Annotated in this window: 22 protein-coding genes and 1 pseudogene; 17 read left to right on the top strand and 6 right to left on the bottom strand. The window is 66.7% G+C overall.

Annotated elements, in window-relative coordinates:
* Window positions 1-2: 2 nt before the first annotated feature.
* Both QZY48_RS06325 and hemE read right to left on the bottom strand, forming a co-directional pair.
* The gene (locus QZY48_RS06325; protein ID WP_295429141.1) at window positions 3-2,045 is read right to left on the bottom strand and encodes a hypothetical protein; all 2,043 of its coding nucleotides are present in this window, start codon (window positions 2,043-2,045) and stop codon (window positions 3-5) included.
* Between the two features lie 356 nt (window positions 2,046-2,401).
* A complete protein-coding gene (hemE, locus tag QZY48_RS06320; RefSeq protein ID WP_295429138.1) occupies window positions 2,402-3,487 on the bottom strand; it encodes a uroporphyrinogen decarboxylase in 1,086 nt (361 codons plus the stop codon).
* Window positions 3,488-3,819: 332 nt separating this feature from the next.
* Here hemE and QZY48_RS06315 point away from each other — a divergent pair, with 332 nt between their 5' ends.
* From QZY48_RS06315 to QZY48_RS06305, 3 genes are read left to right on the top strand one after another with little or no spacing between them, the layout of a single operon-like run.
* Window positions 3,820-4,062: a hypothetical protein gene (locus QZY48_RS06315; RefSeq protein ID WP_295429136.1), complete on the top strand. Its 243-nt coding sequence runs from the start codon at window positions 3,820-3,822 to the stop codon at window positions 4,060-4,062.
* Window positions 4,063-4,120: 58 nt separating this feature from the next.
* On the top strand, window positions 4,121-4,444 hold the full coding sequence (locus tag QZY48_RS06310) for a nucleotidyltransferase domain-containing protein (protein ID WP_295429134.1): 324 nt from the start codon (window positions 4,121-4,123) through the stop codon (window positions 4,442-4,444).
* Entirely contained in the window at window positions 4,434-4,631 is a 198-nt protein-coding gene (locus tag QZY48_RS06305) for a hypothetical protein (RefSeq protein ID WP_295429132.1), read from the top strand. Before QZY48_RS06310 ends, QZY48_RS06305 begins: the two co-directional genes overlap by 11 nt.
* Before the next feature lie 60 nt (window positions 4,632-4,691).
* Here QZY48_RS06305 and QZY48_RS06300 read toward each other — a convergent pair whose 3' ends face one another.
* Window positions 4,692-5,078 carry a response regulator transcription factor gene (locus tag QZY48_RS06300; RefSeq protein WP_295429130.1) on the bottom strand — a complete coding sequence of 129 codons (387 nt, stop codon included), beginning with the start codon at window positions 5,076-5,078 and terminating at the stop codon, window positions 4,692-4,694.
* Between the two features lie 98 nt (window positions 5,079-5,176).
* On the bottom strand, window positions 5,177-5,716 hold the full coding sequence (locus tag QZY48_RS06295; protein WP_295429127.1) for an ATP-binding protein: 540 nt from the start codon (window positions 5,714-5,716) through the stop codon (window positions 5,177-5,179).
* 766 nt (window positions 5,717-6,482) lie between these two features.
* Here QZY48_RS06295 and uvrD point away from each other — a divergent pair.
* The 5 genes from uvrD to QZY48_RS06270 all read left to right on the top strand — a co-directional run bounded on the left by uvrD (window position 6,483) and on the right by QZY48_RS06270 (window position 11,987).
* Window positions 6,483-8,663, top strand: coding sequence for a DNA helicase II (gene uvrD / locus QZY48_RS06290; RefSeq protein ID WP_295429126.1), 2,181 nt, complete (start codon window positions 6,483-6,485; stop codon window positions 8,661-8,663).
* A 63-nt stretch (window positions 8,664-8,726) separates the two neighbouring features.
* Complete coding sequence (locus QZY48_RS06285; RefSeq protein WP_295429124.1) at window positions 8,727-9,851, top strand: AAA family ATPase; 1,125 nt, start codon at window positions 8,727-8,729, stop codon at window positions 9,849-9,851.
* A complete protein-coding gene (locus QZY48_RS06280) occupies window positions 9,848-10,336 on the top strand; it encodes a hypothetical protein (protein WP_295429122.1) in 489 nt (162 codons plus the stop codon). The genes QZY48_RS06285 and QZY48_RS06280 overlap by 4 nt, the downstream gene beginning before the upstream one ends.
* Window positions 10,337-10,827: 491 nt before the next feature.
* Window positions 10,828-11,364, top strand: a complete 537-nt coding sequence (locus QZY48_RS06275) for an acyl-CoA thioesterase (protein WP_366929642.1) — start codon at window positions 10,828-10,830, stop codon at window positions 11,362-11,364.
* Window positions 11,365-11,537: 173 nt separating this feature from the next.
* Complete coding sequence (locus QZY48_RS06270) at window positions 11,538-11,987, top strand: phosphate-starvation-inducible PsiE family protein (RefSeq protein WP_295429118.1); 450 nt, start codon at window positions 11,538-11,540, stop codon at window positions 11,985-11,987.
* Here QZY48_RS06270 and QZY48_RS06265 read toward each other — a convergent pair.
* Entirely contained in the window at window positions 11,912-12,106 is a 195-nt protein-coding gene (locus tag QZY48_RS06265) for a hypothetical protein (protein ID WP_295429116.1), read from the bottom strand. The genes QZY48_RS06270 and QZY48_RS06265 overlap by 76 nt on opposite strands.
* A gap of 181 nt (window positions 12,107-12,287) precedes the next feature.
* On the opposite strand from QZY48_RS06265, the gene QZY48_RS06260 reads away from it, so the two are divergent.
* From QZY48_RS06260 to QZY48_RS06230, 7 genes are read left to right on the top strand one after another with little or no spacing between them, the layout of a single operon-like run.
* Window positions 12,288-12,596 (top strand): helix-turn-helix domain-containing protein, encoded by a 309-nt coding sequence (locus tag QZY48_RS06260; RefSeq protein WP_295429113.1) that lies wholly within the window; start codon window positions 12,288-12,290, stop codon window positions 12,594-12,596.
* Complete coding sequence (gene hyfB / locus QZY48_RS06255) at window positions 12,593-14,632, top strand: hydrogenase 4 subunit B (protein WP_295429111.1); 2,040 nt, start codon at window positions 12,593-12,595, stop codon at window positions 14,630-14,632. The genes QZY48_RS06260 and hyfB overlap by 4 nt, the downstream gene beginning before the upstream one ends.
* Window positions 14,629-14,832 (top strand): hypothetical protein, encoded by a 204-nt coding sequence (locus QZY48_RS06250; protein WP_295429110.1) that lies wholly within the window; start codon window positions 14,629-14,631, stop codon window positions 14,830-14,832. The genes hyfB and QZY48_RS06250 overlap by 4 nt, the downstream gene beginning before the upstream one ends.
* Window positions 14,825-15,790 (top strand): NADH-quinone oxidoreductase subunit H, encoded by a 966-nt coding sequence (locus tag QZY48_RS06245; protein WP_295429109.1) that lies wholly within the window; start codon window positions 14,825-14,827, stop codon window positions 15,788-15,790. Before QZY48_RS06250 ends, QZY48_RS06245 begins: the two co-directional genes overlap by 8 nt.
* Window positions 15,787-16,470: a formate hydrogenlyase gene (locus QZY48_RS06240; RefSeq protein WP_295429106.1), complete on the top strand. Its 684-nt coding sequence runs from the start codon at window positions 15,787-15,789 to the stop codon at window positions 16,468-16,470. The genes QZY48_RS06245 and QZY48_RS06240 overlap by 4 nt, the downstream gene beginning before the upstream one ends.
* On the top strand, window positions 16,467-18,005 hold the full coding sequence (locus tag QZY48_RS06235; RefSeq protein WP_295429105.1) for a hydrogenase 4 subunit F: 1,539 nt from the start codon (window positions 16,467-16,469) through the stop codon (window positions 18,003-18,005). Before QZY48_RS06240 ends, QZY48_RS06235 begins: the two co-directional genes overlap by 4 nt.
* Window positions 18,002-19,603 carry an NADH-quinone oxidoreductase subunit C gene (locus QZY48_RS06230; RefSeq protein WP_295429102.1) on the top strand — a complete coding sequence of 534 codons (1,602 nt, stop codon included), beginning with the start codon at window positions 18,002-18,004 and terminating at the stop codon, window positions 19,601-19,603. Before QZY48_RS06235 ends, QZY48_RS06230 begins: the two co-directional genes overlap by 4 nt.
* A gap of 1 nt (window position 19,604) precedes the next feature.
* Here QZY48_RS06230 and QZY48_RS06225 read toward each other — a convergent pair whose 3' ends face one another.
* Window positions 19,605-19,814 carry a hypothetical protein gene (locus tag QZY48_RS06225; RefSeq protein WP_295429100.1) on the bottom strand — a complete coding sequence of 70 codons (210 nt, stop codon included), beginning with the start codon at window positions 19,812-19,814 and terminating at the stop codon, window positions 19,605-19,607.
* A 25-nt stretch (window positions 19,815-19,839) separates the two neighbouring features.
* Between QZY48_RS06225 and QZY48_RS06220 the strand changes: the two genes are divergently transcribed.
* Together QZY48_RS06220 and QZY48_RS06215 are read left to right on the top strand one after the other, a co-directional pair.
* On the top strand, window positions 19,840-19,971 hold the full coding sequence (locus tag QZY48_RS06220; RefSeq protein ID WP_295429098.1) for a hypothetical protein: 132 nt from the start codon (window positions 19,840-19,842) through the stop codon (window positions 19,969-19,971).
* Window positions 19,956-20,148: pseudogene (locus tag QZY48_RS06215) on the top strand (hydrogenase); the annotation flags it as partial. The gene QZY48_RS06220 and the pseudogene QZY48_RS06215, both read left to right, overlap by 16 nt.

The following is a 20,148-nucleotide window of genomic DNA, read 5'->3' as shown; positions in this document are numbered from 1 at the left end:
GGTCAGGAAACGCAGTCGGCAAAAACCGGATAATCCAGCGCGACCTGCCCCAGCGGCTTGGCCGCCCCGCTCGGGCTGTAGACGCCGTAGCGGGTCAGCTCCGCGGCCGGGAGGCGGCCAATGACCCGTTCGATCTCGGTCAGGCGGGCGCCCTGGCGCACCAGGTAGCAGATGTAGGTGTGGCGCAACGCGGCGGCGTCCACCTCCGTAGGGTGTGACAGGCCGGCATCGTGGGCCAGGAGCCCGATGCGTGCCATGAGCCCCGCGGCCCCCCCGGCCGTCGGGTCTCCGGACCACAGGGGGACCGGCTGATGCCCGGCCAGCAGCGCCGCCAGGGCCGGGCTCAGGGCGAGCACGCGCCCGTCATCGGGCGCCCGTACCTGCCCGCCCGCCAGATCGATGTCCGTCTCGTCCAGGTCCGCGCACTCCCGCGGGGTGAGCCCGGACAGGAGCAGGCCGATCAATTGCCGGGTGGCCGGGTCCGCGAGCTCGGTCAGGGCGCGGACCTCGGCCGCCAGCAACTCGCGCTCGATGGCACCCGGCAGGCGCCGTACCTCGTCCGCATCCAGGGCCTCGGGGGCCCGCCGGGCGGCAAAGGCGTGGTCGGCGGTACGCTCGGTCAGTGCCTGGGGCGCGGGTTGGGACGCGAAGACCCGCACCCCGGTGACCGGCTGCTGTTCCTCCTGCGAGCGTTCGCGCCGGGTCAGGAACTCCAGGAGGAGTATGGCCAGGAGCGCCGTCGCCCCCGCGGCGACCAGGTTGTAGAGGAAGTCCCGCCAATAATCGGGCTGGAAGGGGCGATGGGGGGCAAAGGCGGGCTCCACCACCTTGACTTGGGCATACCGGGCCGGGGCCTTGGTCCTGACCTCGATCAGGCGCTTTTCCAGGTCGCGATGCTGTTCATCGACCCGCGCCAGGTCCTGCTTCAGGGTCTCGTAGCGGGCGAAGCGGGCAGTGAAACGCGACGCCTCGGAGCGCTGGACGCCGAGTTGTTGCTCCAGGAGGCGGATCTGGCGGCGCGCCCGGTCCAGTTCCCGGGTCAGGCCGGAACGCAGGAAGTTCCGGCCCTTGGTCAGCTGCTCTTTGATCCGCGCCTCCAACCGGGCCAACTCGCCGGGCAATTCCTTCAGGCTCGGCTCGCTGTCCAGATAGACCTTGGTGTAGCGCTGGGAGAGGACCGCGAGATCGGCGCGACGCTTGGCGGCCTCCTGCTCCATCTGCTGCACGGCGCCCTGCTCGGCGGGCGGCACGACCTGCTCTCCGCGGGCGATCGCCTCGTCCAAGGCCGTGAGTTGGGACTGCGCCTTCACCTCATCGGCACGCGCGGTGTTCAGATCTTTGGTCAGGGCCTCGAGCCGCGCCGGGGCCTGGTTGCCCGCCTGCTCCATGGTGTCGATGCTGTGTTCCTGGCGGTAACGGTCCAGCGCCGCGGCCTTCTCCCGCTTCTGGGCGTCGAGGCGGTCGTACTCCTCTTGGAGCCGCGCCTGGACCGTCCCTACGTCGCCCTCGATCTGGGTCTGTCGGCGCGCCAGATAGGCCTCGATCCAGGCGTTCACCAGAATCGCGAGTTGCGCCGGGGCCGGACCGACCGCGCTCAACTCGACCAGATTGGTCCCCGCGGTCGGCTGGACGTCCAAGAGCCGCCGCAGGCCGTCCGGGTCCAGGGCGCTGAGCCCCGGGTCAATGGACAACGCCCGCGCCAGGGTGTCCGCCAGGAGGTCCTGGGCCAGCAGAATACGGCCCTGGACCGCGACATTCTGGGGATCGGCACCGGCCGTCCCGGCAGTAAAGCCGATCCCCTCGGGGACCTCGATCAGCACGGTCGCGGTCGCCCGGTACTGGGCGGGGCGGGTGAAATTCCACAAGGACCCGCCGATCAGGATCAGGGTGAAGACCACCGCGAAGAGCCTGAAACGGGCCGCCTGGCGCAGGGGCTCACGCACCGTCGCCGGACCCGGCGCCCGCGACAACAGTTCCACCTGAGGAACGGCGGGGCCGGCGTCGCGCTCATCATGGGCGACCAGCGGGCGATCTGGTGTTTGCATCTTGGGGCTCCTGGTAGACCTGGCTCAAAAGGCGCCGACCATCGAGCGCAGCTACGCGACCGGCCGCTGGGCGCTCGCGCACCGGAGGTCGAGGCGTTTGGACGTCGCGCAGCGACGCTGTGGGAGCGGCTTCAGCCGCGACGAGCCCATGGCAGTTTGCGCGATCACGTCGCGGCTCACCGCCATGAAGGCTCGTCCATCACCCCGGAACATGAAAGTTCCTTGTGGGAGCAGACTGCGGCCGCGACGCGGTGCCGCAGCGCGAACGCCGACGCCACGCGGGTCACCCGCGAGGCCTCGTCGCGGCTAAAGCCGCTCCCACAGCGTCGCTGCGCGACTTTCACGGTAAAGCCTCGCTATGTCAGGCTCGACTCAGCCCCCCGGTGGTAGGCCGGGCTCAGTTCATGGACCGCGGCCACCATGGCCCCCGCGTGGTCCGGGTCGACGTCCGGCGTGATGCCGTGCCCCAGGTTGAAGACATGACCGCTGCCGTGGCCGAAGCTCGCGAGCACCGCCGCCACCTCCTCGCGGATCCGCTCGGGGGAGGCGTAGAGGACACAGGGGTCCAGGTTGCCCTGGAGGGCCACCCGATCCTTCACCATGCGGCGGGCGTCGGCCAGGTCCGTGGTCCAGTCCACGCCCAGGGCGTCGCAGCCGGTGTCGGCCATCCGGTCCAGCCACTGACCGCCGTTCTTGGTGAACAGCACCGCCGGCACCCGCCGCCCCTCGGCCTCCCGGGTCAGGCCCGCCACCACCCGCTGCATGTAGGCGAGCGAGAACTCGCGGTACTTGGCCGGGGTCAGGGCGCCGCCCCAGGTGTCGAAGATCATCACCGCCTGGGCGCCGCGGGCGATCTGGGCGTTGAGATAGACTGCCACGGCGTCCGCCACCTTGGTCAGCAGGGCGTGGAGCAGTTGCGGGCGGTCGTACATCATCGCCTTGGTGTGGGCATAGGTCTTGCTTCCGCCCCCCTCCACCATGTAGGTCGCGAGCGTCCAGGGGCTGCCCGAGAAGCCGATCAGCGGCACCCGCCCCTTAAGTTCCCGCCGGATCAGGCTCACCGCGTCCATCACATAGCGCAGTTCGACCTCCGGGTCCGGCACCGCGATCCGCGCCACGTCGGCCTCGGTGCGCACCGGGGTGTCGAAGTGCGGCCCTTCCCCCTCGGCAAAATAGAGCCCCAGGCCCATGGCGTCCGGGATCGTCAGGATGTCGGAGAACAGGATGGCCGCGTCCAGCGGAAAGCGCTCCAGCGGCTGGAGCGTGACCTCGCAGGCCAGCTCCGGGTTCATGCACAGATCCATGAAACTGCCCGCCCGGGTGCGGGTGGCGCGGTACTCGGGCAGGTAGCGCCCGGCCTGGCGCATCATCCAGACGGGGGTGTAGTCCACGGGCTCGCGCAACAGCGCGCGCAGGAAGGTGTCGTTCTTGAGCTGGGTCACGGTGCAGGGGCTTCCAGGGCTGGGGTTGAGCGCGCCGGATCGGTCGGGATCGGTCGCTATGTAGGTGCCAAGGATACACCAGGGCGGGCCTTCCGGGCCTAGGGAAGGCGCGGCGCACGCCCGGATCGGGCGAATCAGGAGCAATCCTGGCACCGACAGGAACGCCGGGGAGATCCGACGACGGTGGGCAGACGATAGCCTTGCCCCGCCGCCTCACCGCGGCCGTACCCCCGAGTCGCAGGTTGCGCTACGCTAGTAAGCCCTCAGGTTTCTCAGCGAAAACTGCGAACCGGCTCCTGGGCCGGTCCAACCCTAAATTCTACGGAGCCGACATGACCGACAACATCGAAAGCCTCGTACTTGAGCATCTGCGCCACATTCGCGGACGAGTCGACCAGATCGGCGACGACATCATGGATCTGAAGCACCGCATGTCCGGTCTTGAGTCGGCCATGGTAGGCGTGAAGCGCGAATTGAACCATGGCGATGAAACGGACGCTCGGCAGCAAGTCTCGATCGACAGAATCGTCGAGCGCATTGAACGGATCGAGCGGCGCTTGGAATTACTGCCCTGAGTCCTGAATCCACGGCGCAGATGGTCGAATCCCCGTCAGGTGAACTCAGAGGTCCCCCATGCAGCCGGCCGACGACGCCAGGATGCGAGACATCACCGCACGGATCGTCGCGGCGCTGGCGCCCGAGCGCATCCTGCTGTTTGGTTCCTATGCATTGGGGTCGCCCCATGCGCAGAGCGACCTGGATCTGTATGTCGTCGTGCCCGATCAGGCGGAACCACCCTACCGGCGGGCCCGCAGGGCTTACCATGCGCTTCACGGGGTCCAAGCACCGGTGGATCTGGTCGTGCGCACGCGGGCCGAGTCCGCACGCAATGCCCGGGTGGCCTCGACGCTGGATTGCGGTGTTTTGACGCACGGCATTGTGCTTTATGGTCGATGAGTGCGCCGCGCTCGATGCCTCCTTCGGCGCACTGGCCGAAGCCGCGGAGGTTCTCACCCCCTACGGCACGGCCTTCCGCTATCCCGGCGACGCCTCCGAACCGCAAGCGGCGGAGGCGTGCGAAGCCGTCGCGTGCGCCGGATGCGTCCTCGACCATGTGCGCCGGGCACTGGCAAAGAGTCCCTGAGACCAGAGAGATCAAGCCTTATCGCTCGCTGCACTATCATGCGCCGGAGGCCGTACGCCGCTATTTGTTGAGCTGCCCCACCCGCTCCTTGGCCCCGACGGCCTCGCCCGCCATCTGGTCATAGAGTTTAACCACGGTGTCCTTGGCGGTGATGGTGGCCGTGTTGATCAGGTCCGTGAGCCATGACTTTTGGGGGAGGATAGCCGTTTCCGGTGCCTGCTGAATCTTGCGAACGGCGGCCTCCTGCCATGCCCCCATGCCGATGTCCATCAGGATCAGGTCCGGGCGCAGACGCGCCGCCTCCTGCAAGGCCTCCTCGCCGTTGCCCGCCTGCCCCACCAGCGCAATCCCGGGGTCTTGGCACAGGCAGGCGCCGACACCGTCGCGCAGCAGCGGGTGGTCATCGACGATCAGGACCCGGATGGGCGCGACGACAGGCTCGCTCATGGTGCCTCCTTCAGCGGGTGGTGGGGGCCGGGATTTCGCCCTCGATGCGAGTCCCCTGCCCCGGTGCGCTGTCGATCCGCCACTGACCGCCCAGCAGTTCAAAGCGCTCGCGCATGTTGCGCAGACCGATGCCGGGGGCCCGCCGACGCGCCGGCCGCATCAAAGCCGCGGCCATCGTCCTTGACCGCCAGCCGGACCGACCGGCCGACGGCGCCCAGTTCCACCCTGACGTGCGACGCCCGTGCGTGCTTTTCGATATTCATCAGGGCCTCCTGCACCACCCGGTAGAGCTGGGCCTCCACGATCTCGCCCAGCGGCGGGCCGTCCCACGCAAAGACCAGGTCGGCGGCGATGCCGATGCCCGCGCTGAACCCGGCGAGCAGTTCCTTGAGCGCCGGCTCCAGTTCCAGATCGTCGAGCTCCGCGGGGCGCAGACTGTGCGAGACGCTGCGCACCTGCGCAATCGCCGTGTCCAGGGTCCCCAGGGCGCCCGCGATGTAGTGGTGGACCAGGGACTGCAGGTGTCGACTGGCGAGCCGGCCCTGGTGCAGGTTGGTCAGCAGGACCAGCACGGCGGCGACCAGGGTGGTCAGCACCAGGACCATGAGGATGGTGCCGAAGCGTGTCCTGATCCTCATAGATGCGCCCCCCGCCGTGGGCGGCAACCGCCAGCAGTTCGCGCACGAGATAGCAGCCGCGCGCGTCGCGGTGGTCCAGAAGGGTCTTGCCCACCAGGTCCGGCTTGAGACGGTGGGACAGGCAGACCCCGGTCGCGTCGTAGAAAAAGAACTCGGCTGGCCCGCCACGGGTCGGCCCATGGTGCAGGGGCGTGCCGAGCACCAGCTGGCAAAAGCACCCCCAGTAGTCGCGCGTATAGGTCAGGTGCAGATGCCAGACTTCGTCGACCTCCTGGCTCGGGGTCATGGGCTCCCCGGCGACACAGCACAGGAAGCAGAAGCGCCGATACTCCTTGATCGTGTCACGCGCCCGCTCGCTGGTCCAACCCTGCTCGCGGGCCAGGCGCCGGGTGAGGTCCAGGCCGTTGGCGGGGGCCGCGAAGGCATGGGCACTCAGACGCGCCCACAACGCGGTCGCCGCCGCGGGCCACTGGATCGATTCGCTCATGTCGGTTCCTCGGTTGCGGTTTGCCCATGCGACCTCGGGTACAGCGCGGTCGCGGCGTCGGCCCCATGGTGCCGCAGACCCGGCCGCGCGTCATAGGCGCAACTGCGCAGGACCGGCTAAGTAAGACTACGTAGTGGATTCCAGGAATCGAGCGATCGAAGACGCGGGCAGGACCTCGGAACCTGCGCCAGACCAAGATCAAAGGACACCCGGAGCGCGCCCCCGGATGCAAACGGCGCGCCCGCGCGCGGGAACCGCGCGGTCGCGTAGAATGCCGCCATGGACGTTTCCCACATTCTCGATCCCTTGAACGATGCCCAGCGCGAGGCGGTCACCGCCGCGGCGGGTACCCGCCTGGTGCTGGCCGGTGCCGGCAGCGGCAAGACGCGCGTGCTGGTGCACCGCATCGCCTGGCTGATCCAGGTGGAAAATGTACCGCCCTGGTCGCTGCTGGCGGTCACCTTCACCAACAAGGCAGCGCGCGAGATGCGCACCCGCATCGAGGAGATGCTGGGCCACCCGGTGGGCGGCATGTGGGTGGGCACCTTTCACGGGCTCACCCACCGCTTCCTGCGCGCCCACTGGCAGGACGCGGGGCTGCCCCAGCACTTCCAGATCCTGGACGGCGACGACCAGTTCCGGCTGATCAAGCGCATCCTGAAGGCCATGGAACTGGACGAGTCGCACTGGCCGCCCCGCCAGGTCCAGAGTTTCATCAACAAGCAGAAGGACGAGGGGCTGCGCCCGGACCATGTGGACGCGGCCGGTGATCGCTATCTCACGCAGATGGTCGCCGTCTACCGGGAGTACGAGGCGGCGCGCACGCGCGGCGGGCTCCTGGACTTCGCGGATCTGCTGCTGTGCGCCCACGAACTGCTGCTCACCCGTGCGGACATACTCCACCACTACCGGGAGCGCTTCCGCCACGTCCTGGTGGACGAGTTCCAGGACACCAACGCCATCCAGTACGCCTGGTTGCGCCTCCTGGTCGGCCCCAACGACAACCTGTTCGCGGTGGGTGACGACGACCAGTCCATCTACGGCTGGCGCGGGGCGCGGGTGGAGAACATCCAGTCCCTGCAACGGCACTTTCCCGGCAGCCAGGTGGTCCGTCTGGAGCAGAACTACCGCTCCACCGGCACCATCCTCAAGGCCGCCAATGCACTGATCGCCCGCAACCCGGGCCGGCTGGGCAAGAATCTGTGGACCGCCGACGGCGAGGGTGAGCCGATCCGCCGCTATGCGGCCTTCAACGAGGTGGACGAGGCGCGCTTCGTGGTCGAGCGCATCCGCAAGTACAGCACCGAGGAGGGCTACCGACGCGCCGAGTGCGCCATCCTCTACCGCACCACCGCCCAGTCGCGGCTGTTCGAGGAGGCCCTGATGAACGCCCAGGTCCCCTTCCGGGTCTACGGCGGACTGCGTTTCTTCGAGCGCGCGGAGGTGCGCGACGCGCTCGCCTACCTGCGCCTGCTGAACAACCCGGACGACGACGGCGCCTTCGAGCGCGTCATCAACACCCCCACCCGCGGCATCGGGGAGCGGACCCTGGATCTGCTGCGCGAGCGGGCGCGCGGGTCGGCGATCTCGCTGTGGCAGGCGGCGCAGGACCTGATCGCCGCGGGCGCCCTGGGCCCCCGCGGCACCGCGACCCTGGTCCACTTCGTCGACCTGATCCGCAACGCCCAAGCGGCGACCCGGGACCTGGACCTGGCCGAGACCGCCACCCATGTCATCGCGGCCGCGGCGCTCGCGGACTTCTATATGAAGGCGAAGGACGGCAAGGGCGAGGATCGGGTGGAGAACCTGGGACAGTTCGTGGAGACCGCCGGGCGCTTCCGCCAGGAGGTCGAGGACGACGAGGCCGACCCGCTCGGTGCCTTCCTGTCACATGCCGCCCTGGAGGCGGGCGAGGCCCAGGCCGACCCATTCAGCGACGCGGTCCAACTCATGACCCTGCACAGCGCCAAGGGCCTGGAGTTCCCCAATGTCTTCCTGGTCGGCCTGGAGGAAGGGCTCTTCCCCCACAGCATGTCGGCGCAGGACCCGGCGCGGCTGGAGGAGGAGCGCCGACTCTGCTATGTCGGCATGACCCGCGCCATGCATCGACTCTATGTGACGCACGCCGAATCGCGGCGGCTCTATGGCAAGGAATCCTACCCGCAACCCTCACGCTTCTTGCGTGAGGTCCCGCCGGAATTGATGGAGGAGGTGCGCGGGCGCGGTGTCTCCCGCCCGGCGACGGCCCGCGCGCCGGTGCCCGCCGCGACCGGGGCCATGGGGGGCGGCGATACCGGCGGCTTCCACCTTGGGCAGCGGGTCACGCACCCCAAGTTTGGGGAGGGCGTGGTGCTCAATAGCGAGGGGCGCGGGGCCCAGGCGCGGATTCAGGTCAATTTCCAGGGGGTCGGGGCCAAGTGGCTGGTCCTGGCCTATGCGCGGTTGGAGCCTGCGGGGTAGCGTCTAAAGGTCCAGAAGGCACAAGTCACCGGATGTCGAAGCACTACGAGCGGAGCACGCAAAATGATCGAACGGCTTTATATTCATAATTTCCGCTGTTTTGAGAACTTCGAGCTGGTCCTCAAAGAGATGCCCACCGCACTCTTGCTTGGCACCAATGGCTCAGGTAAGTCGTCCATTCGCCAGGTCTTGACGATACTGCAACGTATCGGCTTCGGCAGGAGCCGCCTCGATCAGTTGCTGCGACCGGAGGACTTCGGCCGCGGCGGTAAGACTTTGCCTATTCGTTTTGAAATCGAGGCATTGATATCCGGCCGCCCCTACCTCTACACACTTGCCGTAGAGCTGTCGGGAGACCCCGCCGAACTGCATGTTCACGAAGAAAGGCTCATCGCCGGAGGCGAACCGGTCTATTCGCGGCGTCAAGCCGAGGTGACCCAGCACAACGCCGGCGGCGCTACCGAATCGGTATTCCTCATCGACGGGAAGACCATCGCGCTTTCCATACTTCAGGGTCGAAACGAACCCAACGATCTTGGCACATTCAAGAATTGGCTCGCCAGTATGGTCGTCTTGGCCCCGATACCGAGTACGATGAGCGGCGATTCCACCGGCAATGAAGGTTGGTGGCAAGCGATAACAGACGGAAGCAAGTTTGGAGAGTGGTTTACCTGGCTGATAGACACCTATCCCGCAGCCGATTCAATTATCGAACAGTCACTCAGAAATCAGATGCCCGATTTTGGCAAGATTAGCAAAATTCCGGTAGGACCGAGCATCGAACGCACCGAGCGTATGAGCCTCTCCTTTCGCAAAGATCGTGCAGAGACCTCGATCGCCTTCCCGGATCTCTCCGACGGAGAAAAGTGTTTCCTCCTCGGCGCGGTGGTGGTAGCCATGAACAAGGTGTTTCCCTCGCTGGTCTGCTTCTGGGACGAACCGGACAATTATCTTTCACTCTCGGAGGTCGGACATTTCATCATGGACCTGCGGCGTTCCTTCAGTGCCGGCGGACAGCTTCTCATTACTTCGCACAACCCGGAAGCAATCCGCAAGTTCTCCGATGAAAACACGCTCGTCCTCTACCGCAACAGCCATCTCGAGCCGACGCAGGTGCGAAGGCTGGAAGAGCTTTCGGTCCACGGCGATCTCGTTGAAGCACTGATCCGCGGCGACGTTGGCCCATGACCAACAAGTATCAGCCGCACCTCTACGTGCTACCGGAGGACGACCAGAATCGGCAACTTGCCGTTGGCTTCAGTCTCCACTCTGCGATCAAGCCACGCTCGATAAAGGTATTGCCGCTGGCCGACGGCTGGAAGAAGGTTTTGGAGTCTTTCGCGAAGAATCAGTTAGGCGATTTGCGTCGAACGCCGGAAAGGAGGCTGGTGCTTATGATGGACTTCGACGGACACGAAGAACGGTTGAGTTACGCAAAGGACCATGTGCCCGACGATGTGCGAGACCGGGTCTTCATCCTGGGCGCGCGCCAGGAACCGCAAGATATCAAACACGCCATGCCCAACATCGGCGCCCTCGAGGCCATTGGGACGGCGCTTGCCGAGGATTGCCGGACTAATGCAAGGGCAATCTGGAATCACCCTGAACTCGCCTGCAACAGCGGAGAGTTGGAGCGGCTAAATGCGGCGGTGAAGCCATGGCTATTCCACTGATCCCCTGAGCAAGAGATAGAGGAATCGATTCGTGTTACTCACGAAGTTCAGACTCGCGGGGAGATTCAGGCCGCGGGAGCGGCCAAAACTGCATTCCCACGCAGGCGCGTGGGAGCCAGATGGGAAGAGGATTTTTTTCTTCTCTGTGTCTTTGTGCCTTTGTGAGAGAATTCTTCCACTTCCTGGCGCCTTGGTGTGATCTTGACCGCGCTCGAGGCGGGCGTCGGCGATCCGCCCGGGCCGCACAGTGGCCGACACCTGAGTGACACCGCGGCAGCGTTGCCACCAGAGGGGTTTGCGCGGCGCCAACGGCCTCTTCATCGTTCCGACGCGCGCGCGTGGGAACGCCGAGCGGGCGGTCTGCGGACTGGACGCAGAGGGCCCGAACTGACTCTCACGGGGGAACGTGAGAACCATAGGAAAGGGAATCCTTAACTTAACGGCAGTGACGCAGCGCGTGGGAACGAGAAGAGGTGAATCTGATGACGGAAATGCAGCACAAGACCCTGACCATGACCCTGCTGATGACGCCCGACATGGCCAATTTCTCGGGCCACGTCCACGGCGGCGCCACCCTGCGCCTGCTCGATCAGGCGGCCTATGCCTGCGCCTCGCGCTACTGCAATCATTACGTGGTCACGCTGTCCGTGGATCAGGTGTTTTTTCGGCAACCGGTGCGGGTGGGGGAGTTGCTGACCTTCCTCGCCTCGGTGAATTACACGGGCACCACCTCCATGGAGATCGGCATCCGGGTCATGACCGAGGATATCATTCACAAGACCACCCGGCACGCAATGACCTGCTATTTTACGATGGTCGCGGTCGATGACGAGGGCCGCCCGGTTCGGGTGCCGCCGCTCCAGATCGAGACGCCGAACGAGCGGCGACGCTATGAAACCGCCGCCCTGCGGCGCGAATTCCGCCGCGAGATCGAAAAACGCCACAATGAGATACGCCAACTGCACCAGGCGGCGACCGGCGCGCCGCCACCGACAGCGGACATATCGGCAACGCGACTCACAAATTAAGCAATTTCGATTAGGGACTGCCGATTGCGCCGTTGTCGTTGTCGTTGTCGTTGTCGCAACCGAGGTCATCGTAGCGCCTCGGATTTTGTCGCACCTTAAGATCCATCGCCTCTCCGATTACGACAACGACAACGACAACGATTCGTGTCTATCTTGTTACTTAAAGGCTGATCATGAAACCCGAACAACAACTCGACCGCTTCCTCTCCACTATCTTCCGCTATGTCGAGAAGGCCGTGCTGCTCCTGGTCGGCGGACTGGCCCTGCTCGCGATCGGGCAACTGGTGATGGGGGTTGTCGGTAATGGCCAGGTGAAACTGGAAGACGTACTCCTGATCTTCATCTTTCTGGAGATCATGGCGATGGCGAACGTCTATTTCATCCGCCACCGCGTGCCCTTCACCTACCCCATGTTCATCGCCGTGACCGCCCTGTCGCGGCTGATCGTGCTGCAGGGCAAGAACATCGCGCCGGAGAACCTGTTGTTCGAGGGCGGCGCCATCCTGCTGGTCAGTGTCGCCATCCTCGTCATTCGCTTCAGTCAGCGTTACCACTGCGACGAGCCGGAGCGCGACGAGAATGCGAATACCGAGCACGCGACCACCAGGCCGCCATGCGGCTGAGGCTCGGGGTAGCCCCACTCGCCATCCCGGAGCCTTAACGTCTCGGCGGGGTTGTCGTTGTCGTTGTCGTTGTCGAGATTATCGTAGTGTCCCGGATTCTCTCGCACCCCAAAGTGCATCGTTTCTCCGATTTCGATTACGACAACGACAACGACAACGAGGGCCAGGCTGCGACGCCCAGGCTTCGGCCAGCGTCCCCCCGCACGGGGCAATTCCCTCGGCGCCGACGTTTTGCCCTTGCCCCCTCAAGCCAAAACTGGCTATTCTAAGGTCCCACGCATCACAACCGATGTCCTGCACATGCTCACCGCCGCCCAACTCCGAGCCGCCCGCGCCCTGCTGGGTCTCGACCAGCGCCGCCTCGCCGAGGCGGCGGGGCTGTCGCTGCCGACCATACAGCGCAGGGAGGCGAGCGAGGGCACGGTGCGCGGGAACGTGGACTCGCTGGTAAAGCTGGTGGAGGCCCTGGAGCGGGTCGGGGTCGAGTTCATCGCCGAGGGCTCACCGAGCGGCGGCGGCGGGCGCGGGGTGCGCTTGAAGACGGCGGCGAGCGCCCCGTCGCCGACCCCCGAGCCGCGGCCCATGCCCCCGTCGGAGCCCGGCCAATGAGCGGCGCCGTGACCATGCAACAGGCCCTGGCCCTCGCCGGGCTCGCGGTAGTCCTGGCCCTGGCCTCCACGCTGGTCTCGCTGCTCGCCAAGCGGGTGCCGGCAACCCTGCGGCTGGCGGCCACCCCGCTGCTCGGGCTGGCCGGGCTCGCGGCCCTGGCGGCGGGGCTGATCGCCCTGGCGCTGGGCGGTACGGTTCAGACGACACTGCCGCTCGGCCTGCCCTGGCTGCCCTGGCATGTGCGGCTCGATGCCCTGGCCGGGTTCTTTCTGCTGCTGATCGGGGTCGTCACCTGCGCGGTTGGGCTCTATGCCCCGGCCTATGTCCGCGGCTTCGAGCACGGACACGATTCACTGACGGCCCTGGGCGGCTTCAGCGGGCTCTTCCTGACCGGCATGTTGATGGTGGTGCTGGCGGACGACGCCTTCCTGTTCATGGTCGCCTGGGAGCTGATGTCGCTCTCGTCCTATTTCCTGGTCGCCTATCACCACGAGCACAGCGCCAACCGGCGCGCCGCCTTCCTCTATCTGCTGATGGCCCATGTGGGCGGGCTCATGATCCTGCTCGGCTACGGGGTACTGGCGGCCTTCGGCACCGGCTTTTCCTTCAGCGAACTGCGCGCCGCCGAACTGCCGCCGATCTGGGCCGGGGTCGCCTTCGCCCTCGCCTTCATGGGCTTCGGCATGAAGGCGGGGTTGGTGCCGCTGCACGCCTGGCTGCCGGAGGCGCACCCGGTGGCCCCGTCGCACATCTCGGCCCTGATGTCCGGGGTGATGCTCAAGGTCGCCGTCTATGGGTTCATCCGCTTCGTCTTCGACCTGATCGGGCAGTTCCCCTGGCAGTGGGGGGTGGTAGTCCTGATCATCGGCTGCCTCTCGGCCCTGTTCGGGGTGCTCGCGGCCCTGCTGCAGACGGATCTCAAGCGCCTGCTCGCGTATTCTTCGGTCGAAAACCTGGGGATCATCTTCATCGGGTTGGGCCTGAGCCTCGTGTTCCTCAGCACCGGCTACCGCTCACTCGGGGCCCTCGCCTTCGTCGCGGCCCTGTATCACTGCCTGAACCATGCCCTGTTCAAAGGGCTCCTGTTCCTGGGTGCCGGGGCCATCCTGCACAGCACCCACGAGCGCGACCTGGACCAGATGGGCGGACTCTTGCGCCGCAAGCCCTGGACCGGGCTCTTCTTCCTGGTCGGGGTCCTGTCCATCTCCGCCCTGCCCCCCTTCAACGGCTTCGTCTCGGAGTGGCTGACCTTCCAGGCGGCGCTGCAGGCCTGGCAACTCCAGAGCGGGGTCCTGCGCAGCCTCATCCCCATCGCCTCCGCCGTGCTGGCCCTGACCGGGGCCCTGGTGGCGGTGACCTTCGTCAAGGTCTACGGCGTCGCCTTCCTCGGCCAGGCGCGCTCACGCCATGTGCGCCGCGCCCGCCCGGGGCCCTGGGGGATGCAGGCCGGTCAGGGTTTCCTGGCGCTCCTGTGCCTGCTGCTCGGGGTCTTCCCGACCTGGGTCATCGGGCTGATCGACGCCGTACCGCGGGCGATCCTGGGCGGCGGACTGCCCCAGGCCGGCGCCTATGGTTGGCTGTGGCTGACCCCGGTGTCGCCGCAGACCGCGAGCTACAGCGGTCCGCTGATCGTGCTGATGCTCGCCGGGATCGGCCTCACGGTCTTTTGGGGCCTGAACTATCTGTGGTCGCGCGGCGCACCGGTACGCTGGATACGCCGCGGCGATGCCTGGGACTGCGGTTTCGCGCCGCCCTCGCCGCGGATGCAGTACACCGCCACCGCCTTTGCCCAACCGATCCGGCGGGTCTTCGGGCTCCTGTTCCAGATCGATGAAACGATGACCCGGCAAGAGGACGGCACACTGCGCCATCGGCTGCATATCGGCGACCGCTTCTGGGGGCTCCTCTATCTGCCGATCGCGCGGGCGGTGGAGTCGGCGGCCAGACGGGTGGTGCTGCTGCAATCGGGCAGCGTCCGGGTCTATCTCGGCTGGACGCTGGCGACCCTGGTGGGACTCTTATGGATCATCACATGAACCTGGTAACGAGCCAAGAGCAAGTCAAACACGATCGTTGTCGTTGTCGTTGTCGTAATCGGAGAAGCGATGCAATTTGGGGTGCGAGAATCCGAGTCACCACGATAACCTCGATTACGATAACGACAACGACAACGACAACGACAACGACAACGGCGCAAAAGGCACTCGCTATCAGAGAAACCCACGGCCGTGGATAATTACCTCACCCTGCCCGGCTGGGTCCTCGCGGTCTTTCAGTCGTGCCTGTATATCGCCCTGGCACCGCTCCTGGTCGGGTGGGTGCGCAAGGTCAAGGCGCGGCTGCAGAACCGCCGCGGCGCCCCCCTGTTCCAGGCCTATCGGGACCTCTACAAGCTGCTGGCCAAGGAGGCGCGGGTCGCCCATACCGCCTCCCCCCTGTTCCGCGCCGCGCCCTATATCGTCTTCACGGCCACCTGGATGGCGGCGGCGACCGTGCCGCTGCTGGTGGTGGACCTGCCGACCGCGGCCATTGCCGACATCATCGTGCTGGTGGGGCTCCTGGCGCTCGCGCGGGTGTTCCTGGCCCTGGCGGGCATGGACGTGGGCACCGCCTTCGGCGGCATGGGGGCCTCGCGCGAGATGCTGATCGGCGCCCTGGCCGAGCCGGCCATGCTGATGGCGGTCTTCACCCTGGCCATGACCGCCCACTCGACCAACCTGTCGAGCGTCATCGATTATCACCTGGTCGACGGCTTCGTCCTGCGGCCATCCTATCTGTTCGCCCTGGGCGGCCTGATCCTGGTGGCGGTCGCCGAATCCGGCCGTATCCCCATCGACAACCCGACCACCCACCTGGAACTGACGATGATCCACGAGGCCATGCTGCTCGAATACTCGGGCCGGCACCTGGCCCTGATGGAGTGGTCGGCCCAGATCAAGCTGCTACTCTACGGGACCCTGATCGCCAATGTCTTCTTCCCCTGGGGGATCGGGCGCGGGTTCGGCGCCGCCGCCTTGGGGCTCGGGCTGGCCGCGGTGCTGGCCAAGCTCGCCGCACTCGGGGCGGTGCTGGCGGTCGGGGAGACGGTGCTGGCCAAGATGCGACTGTTCCGCGCCCCGGAATTTCTCAATCTCGCCCTGCTGCTGTCCCTGCTGGGGCTCCTGAGCCATGTGATCCTGGAGGTGGGGGCATGAACCTGAGCCTGCTGCCGCTCCTCCAGCAATTGGTGCTGGTACTGGCGGCGATCGTGCTGTTCCTGTCCTTCGTGCTGCTGGCCCAGAATCGGCTGATCTCGGCGATCCATGCCTTCGCCTGGCAGGGCGCCCTGGTGGCGGCCGTGACCACGGTGGTGGCGGCGACCGGGCACATCCATCACCTGTATTTCTCGGCCGCCCTGACGCTGGCGCTCAAGGCCCTGCTGATCCCCTGGATGCTGCATCGGCTGGTGCGGCGCCTGGAGTTGGAGCGGCACACCGAGTCCCTGCAAAGCCCCACGCTCGTGACCATGGCCGCGGTCGCGCTGGTGATCTTCAGTTATTGGCTGGTGCTGCCCATGATCCAGGAGGAACTGACCTTTACCCGCAACATCGTCGCCATCAGCCTGGCGGTGGTCCTGATCGGGCTCCTGATGATGGTCTTCCGCACCCAGGCGGTGGCACAGGTGCTGGGCTTCATGTCGATGGAGAACGGGCTCTTCCTGGCCGCCGTCTCGGCCACCGGCGGCATGCCGCTGGTGGTGGAACTGGGGGTCGCCTTCGACGTATTGGTGGCCATGGTGCTGTTCGGCGTCTTCTTCCTGCAGATCCGCGAGAGCATCGATTCGCTCGACGTGGACCGACTCAACCGGCTGCGCGAGACGGGGGGTGACCAGTGAACGCACTCACCCTGGTGTTGCTGACGCCGCTCCTGGGCGCCCTGATCCTCGGGCTGATCCGCCCGCCGCCGCTCGCCGGCTGGTTCAACCTGGGCGTCTCGGCGCTCTCGCTCGCCGCGGCGCTCTGGCTGGCCTGGTCGGTAGCCCTGGTCAGCGACCTGCCCGGCGACCTGGGCGGGCCCGGGGCGATCAACGGACCGATCGCCGGCTCGCTCGCGGGGGACATCTTCGGCCTGCCCTTCCGGGTCGATGCCTTCAATGTCTATCTGGTGGTCCTGACCGCCTTCGTCGCACTGACCACCAGCGTCTTCTCGCGCCCCTACATGCGCTATGTGCTGGCGATCGGCCGCATCGGGCCGCGGCGGCTGCGCACCTACCACTCCATGTACCAGCTCTTCATGTTCACCATGCTGGTCGCGCTCACCACCGACAACCTGGGCGTGATGTGGGTGGCGGTGGAGGGTGCGACCCTGGCCACGGTCCTCCTGGTTTCCCTGTACCGGACCCCGGAGGCGGTGGAGGCGGCCTGGAAGTATTTCATTCTCTGCGGCGTGGGGATCGCGCTCGCCCTGTTCGGCACCGTGCTGACCTATTTCGCCGCCCAACAGGTGATCAGTGACCCCGCCGCCGGGCTCAACTGGAGCACCCTCTATACCGAGGCCGGGCGCCTGGAACCGGCAGTGATGCGGCTCGCCTTCGTCTTCCTGCTGGTGGGCTACGGGACCAAGGTCGGCCTGGTGCCCATGCATCAATGGCTGCCGGATGCCCATTCGGAAGGCCCGACCCCCATGTCCGCGGTCCTCTCCGGGCTCCTGCTCAACGTCGCACTCTACGCCGTGGTGCGGCTCAAGATGCTGGTGGACGGGTCGCTCGCGCACACCGACAACCCGCACTTGGCGGGCTACCTGCTGATGGGCTTCGGCCTCACGTCCTTCCTGGTGGCCGGGCTCTTCCTGCACCGCCAGCGTGACATCAAGCGCATGTTCAGCTATTCCTCCATCGAGCACATGGGCCTCATGACCTTCGGCTTCGGCCTGGGCGGGCCGCTCGCCACCTTCGGCGCCCTGCTGCACATGCTGGTGCACTCACTGACCAAGTCCGCCATCTTCGTCACCGTCGGTCATGCCACCCATATCGCCGGCACCCAGGCCATCGAGCAGATCCGCGGCCTGATCCGCACCCAGCCGACGGTGGGCTGGTCGCTCCTGATCGGGGTCGCGGCGATCGCCGGCTTCCCGCCCTTCGGCGTCTTCATGAGCGAGTTCCTGCTGCTCACGGCCACCATGAAGACCGCCCCCTGGTTCACGCTCGTCCTGCTCTCGGGGCTCGCGGTCGCCTTTGCGGGGCTCTTCCGGCACCTGCACCCCATGGTCTACGGCACCCCGCCGGAGGGCCAGCAGCCGGTCGCAGCCAACATGATCCCGGTCGCCGTCCACCTGACGCTGGTGCTGTGGCTGGGGCTTGCGATCCCCGCCTTCCTGGCCAACTGGCTGGACCGGGCGACCGGGCTGATTACGGGGACGCGCCTGCTGTGAAGATCGACTGGCTGTTCGAGTTCCTCACCCGGCTGGCGGACAAGCGCCTGCTCACCCATGCAGACGACCTGCAGTCCCTGCCCCCGGCCCGGCGGTTGGTGCTCAACCCCCATGACTGGGGCAGCGCGGCCAAGATCGGGGCGCGGATGGGGTTGCGCCACGCCGGGGTCTGGGCCGATCCGCCGGACACCGCGGGCGGCGCGCCCGGCGCCAGCCTCATCGTGGTGCGCGCGGCCCTGGAGCACCAGGGCGGTTATCTGCTGCTGGAGACGCCGGTCGCGCTGCAACAGCCGGTGCTGCCGTCCCAGACACCCTACTACCCGGGCCTGGAGCGCCTGGAGCGTCACTGCCACGACCTGACCGGTGTCTCCTTCAGCGGCGAGACACGCCGCTGGACCCGTCACCAGGCCTGGGGGGCGGACGAGTTTCCGCTGCGCACCGAGTTCCCGGCGGCCGGCCGCTCCGGCGCCCGCACCCCCGCGGACGCGGGCTACCCCTTCGTCCCGGTCCACGGCAGCGGCGTCTACGAGATCCCGGTGGGCCCGGTGCACGCCGGCATCATCGAGCCGGGCCATTTTCGCTTCCACGCCATGGGTGAGGAGGTCCTGCGCCTGGAGGAGCGCCTGGGCTATGTCCACAAGGGCATCGAGAAGATCGCCGTAGGCCGGGACCCCGCCGGGTTGGCCCGGCTGGCGGGGCGGGTCAGCGGCGACTCCACGGTCGCCCACACCTGGGCCGCCTGCCAGGCCATGGAGCGCGCCGCCGGGTGCGAGGTCCCGCCCCGCGCCCTGTGGCTGCGCGCCCTGATGGCCGAGCGCGAGCGGGTCGCCAACCACTTGGGCGATATCGGGGCCATCTGCAACGACGTGGGCTTCACCTTCGCCCTGGTCCAGTGCGCCCGCCTGCGCGAGGCCTGGCAGCGGCGCAGCCGCACCCTCTTCGGACACCGCCTGATGATGGACGCCATCGTCCCCGGCGGTGTCGTTCACGACCTGGCGGCGGACGCGCACCAGGGCCTGCACGCCGACCATAGTGCCCTGCGCAAGGCCGTCAAACCGCTCTTCAATGTCATCGACGACCACCCATCCCTGAACGACCGCCTGATCACCACCGGGCGCCTGACCACCGAGCAGGCGCAAGCCCTGGGCTGCACCGGCTACGTCGGCAAGGCGAGCGGCCTGCCCTTCGACCTGCGCCACGACTACCCCTACCCGCCCTACGACACACTCGAGGTCAAGGTCCATACCGAGGCCGACGGCGATGTGGCCGCCCGGGTGCGGGTGCGCATGGCGGAGGTCCGTGGCAGCCTGGCCCTGATGGAACGACTGCTCGAGACCCTGCCCACGAGCGCCATCGCCACGCCCCTGCCCGCGGCGGCGCCCGGGGCGGTCGGCCTGGGCCTGGTGGAGGGCTGGCGCGGCGAGGTCTTGAGCTTCGTGCGCTTCGGTGCCGAGGGGCGCATCGCCCGCTTCTTCCCGCGCGACCCGAGTTGGTTCATCTGGCCGGGCCTGGAGCAATTGGTCATGGGCAACATCGTGCCCGACTTTCCGGTGTGCAACAAGTCGGTCAATGGTTCCTATTCCGGGGTGGATCTCTAGATCAATCGTTGTCGTTGTCGTTGTCGTAATCGTTGTCGTTGTCGTTGTCGTTGTCGTAATCGGAGAAGCAATGCAATTCGGCCATGAGCAGCTCGATGTCTATCGGGTTTCGATTCGCTACGTGGCCTGGGCGTACAAACTCGCCAAGCGTTTGCAAGGCGTCGATCGCCACGCCCGAGACCAACTTCTTCGCGCCTCGCAATCGATCCAAAACGATGTTGTTGCGGATCGTTTCGATGCTTATAAAGCTCGGACAACGAAACGGCGAGGTGCGAGAGAATCCTGGCCGGTATGATTACCCCGATTACGACAACGACAACGACAACGACAACGACACAGAGGGTAACGCCCCATGTTCCGCATCCTGAAGCAATCCCTGAAAACCGGCGTCATCACCGAACCCGCGCCGGCGGCGGATGATGCGGAGTTGGAGCGGCTGGGGATCGAATTGCTGCGGCACGTCCACGCCCGGCTCGGGCGCAGCCTCGCCATCCGCCAGGTCGACGCCGGCTCCTGCAACGGCTGCGAGTTGGAGATCCACGCGC

Origin of the sequence: uncultured Thiodictyon sp. (assembly GCF_903828115.1) — a bacterium.
In the GTDB taxonomy this organism is placed as follows: Bacteria; Pseudomonadota; Gammaproteobacteria; order Chromatiales; family Chromatiaceae; genus Thiodictyon.
The sequence above is the reverse complement of the archived record's forward strand: the minus strand, read 5'-3'. Positions and strand labels throughout refer to the sequence as shown.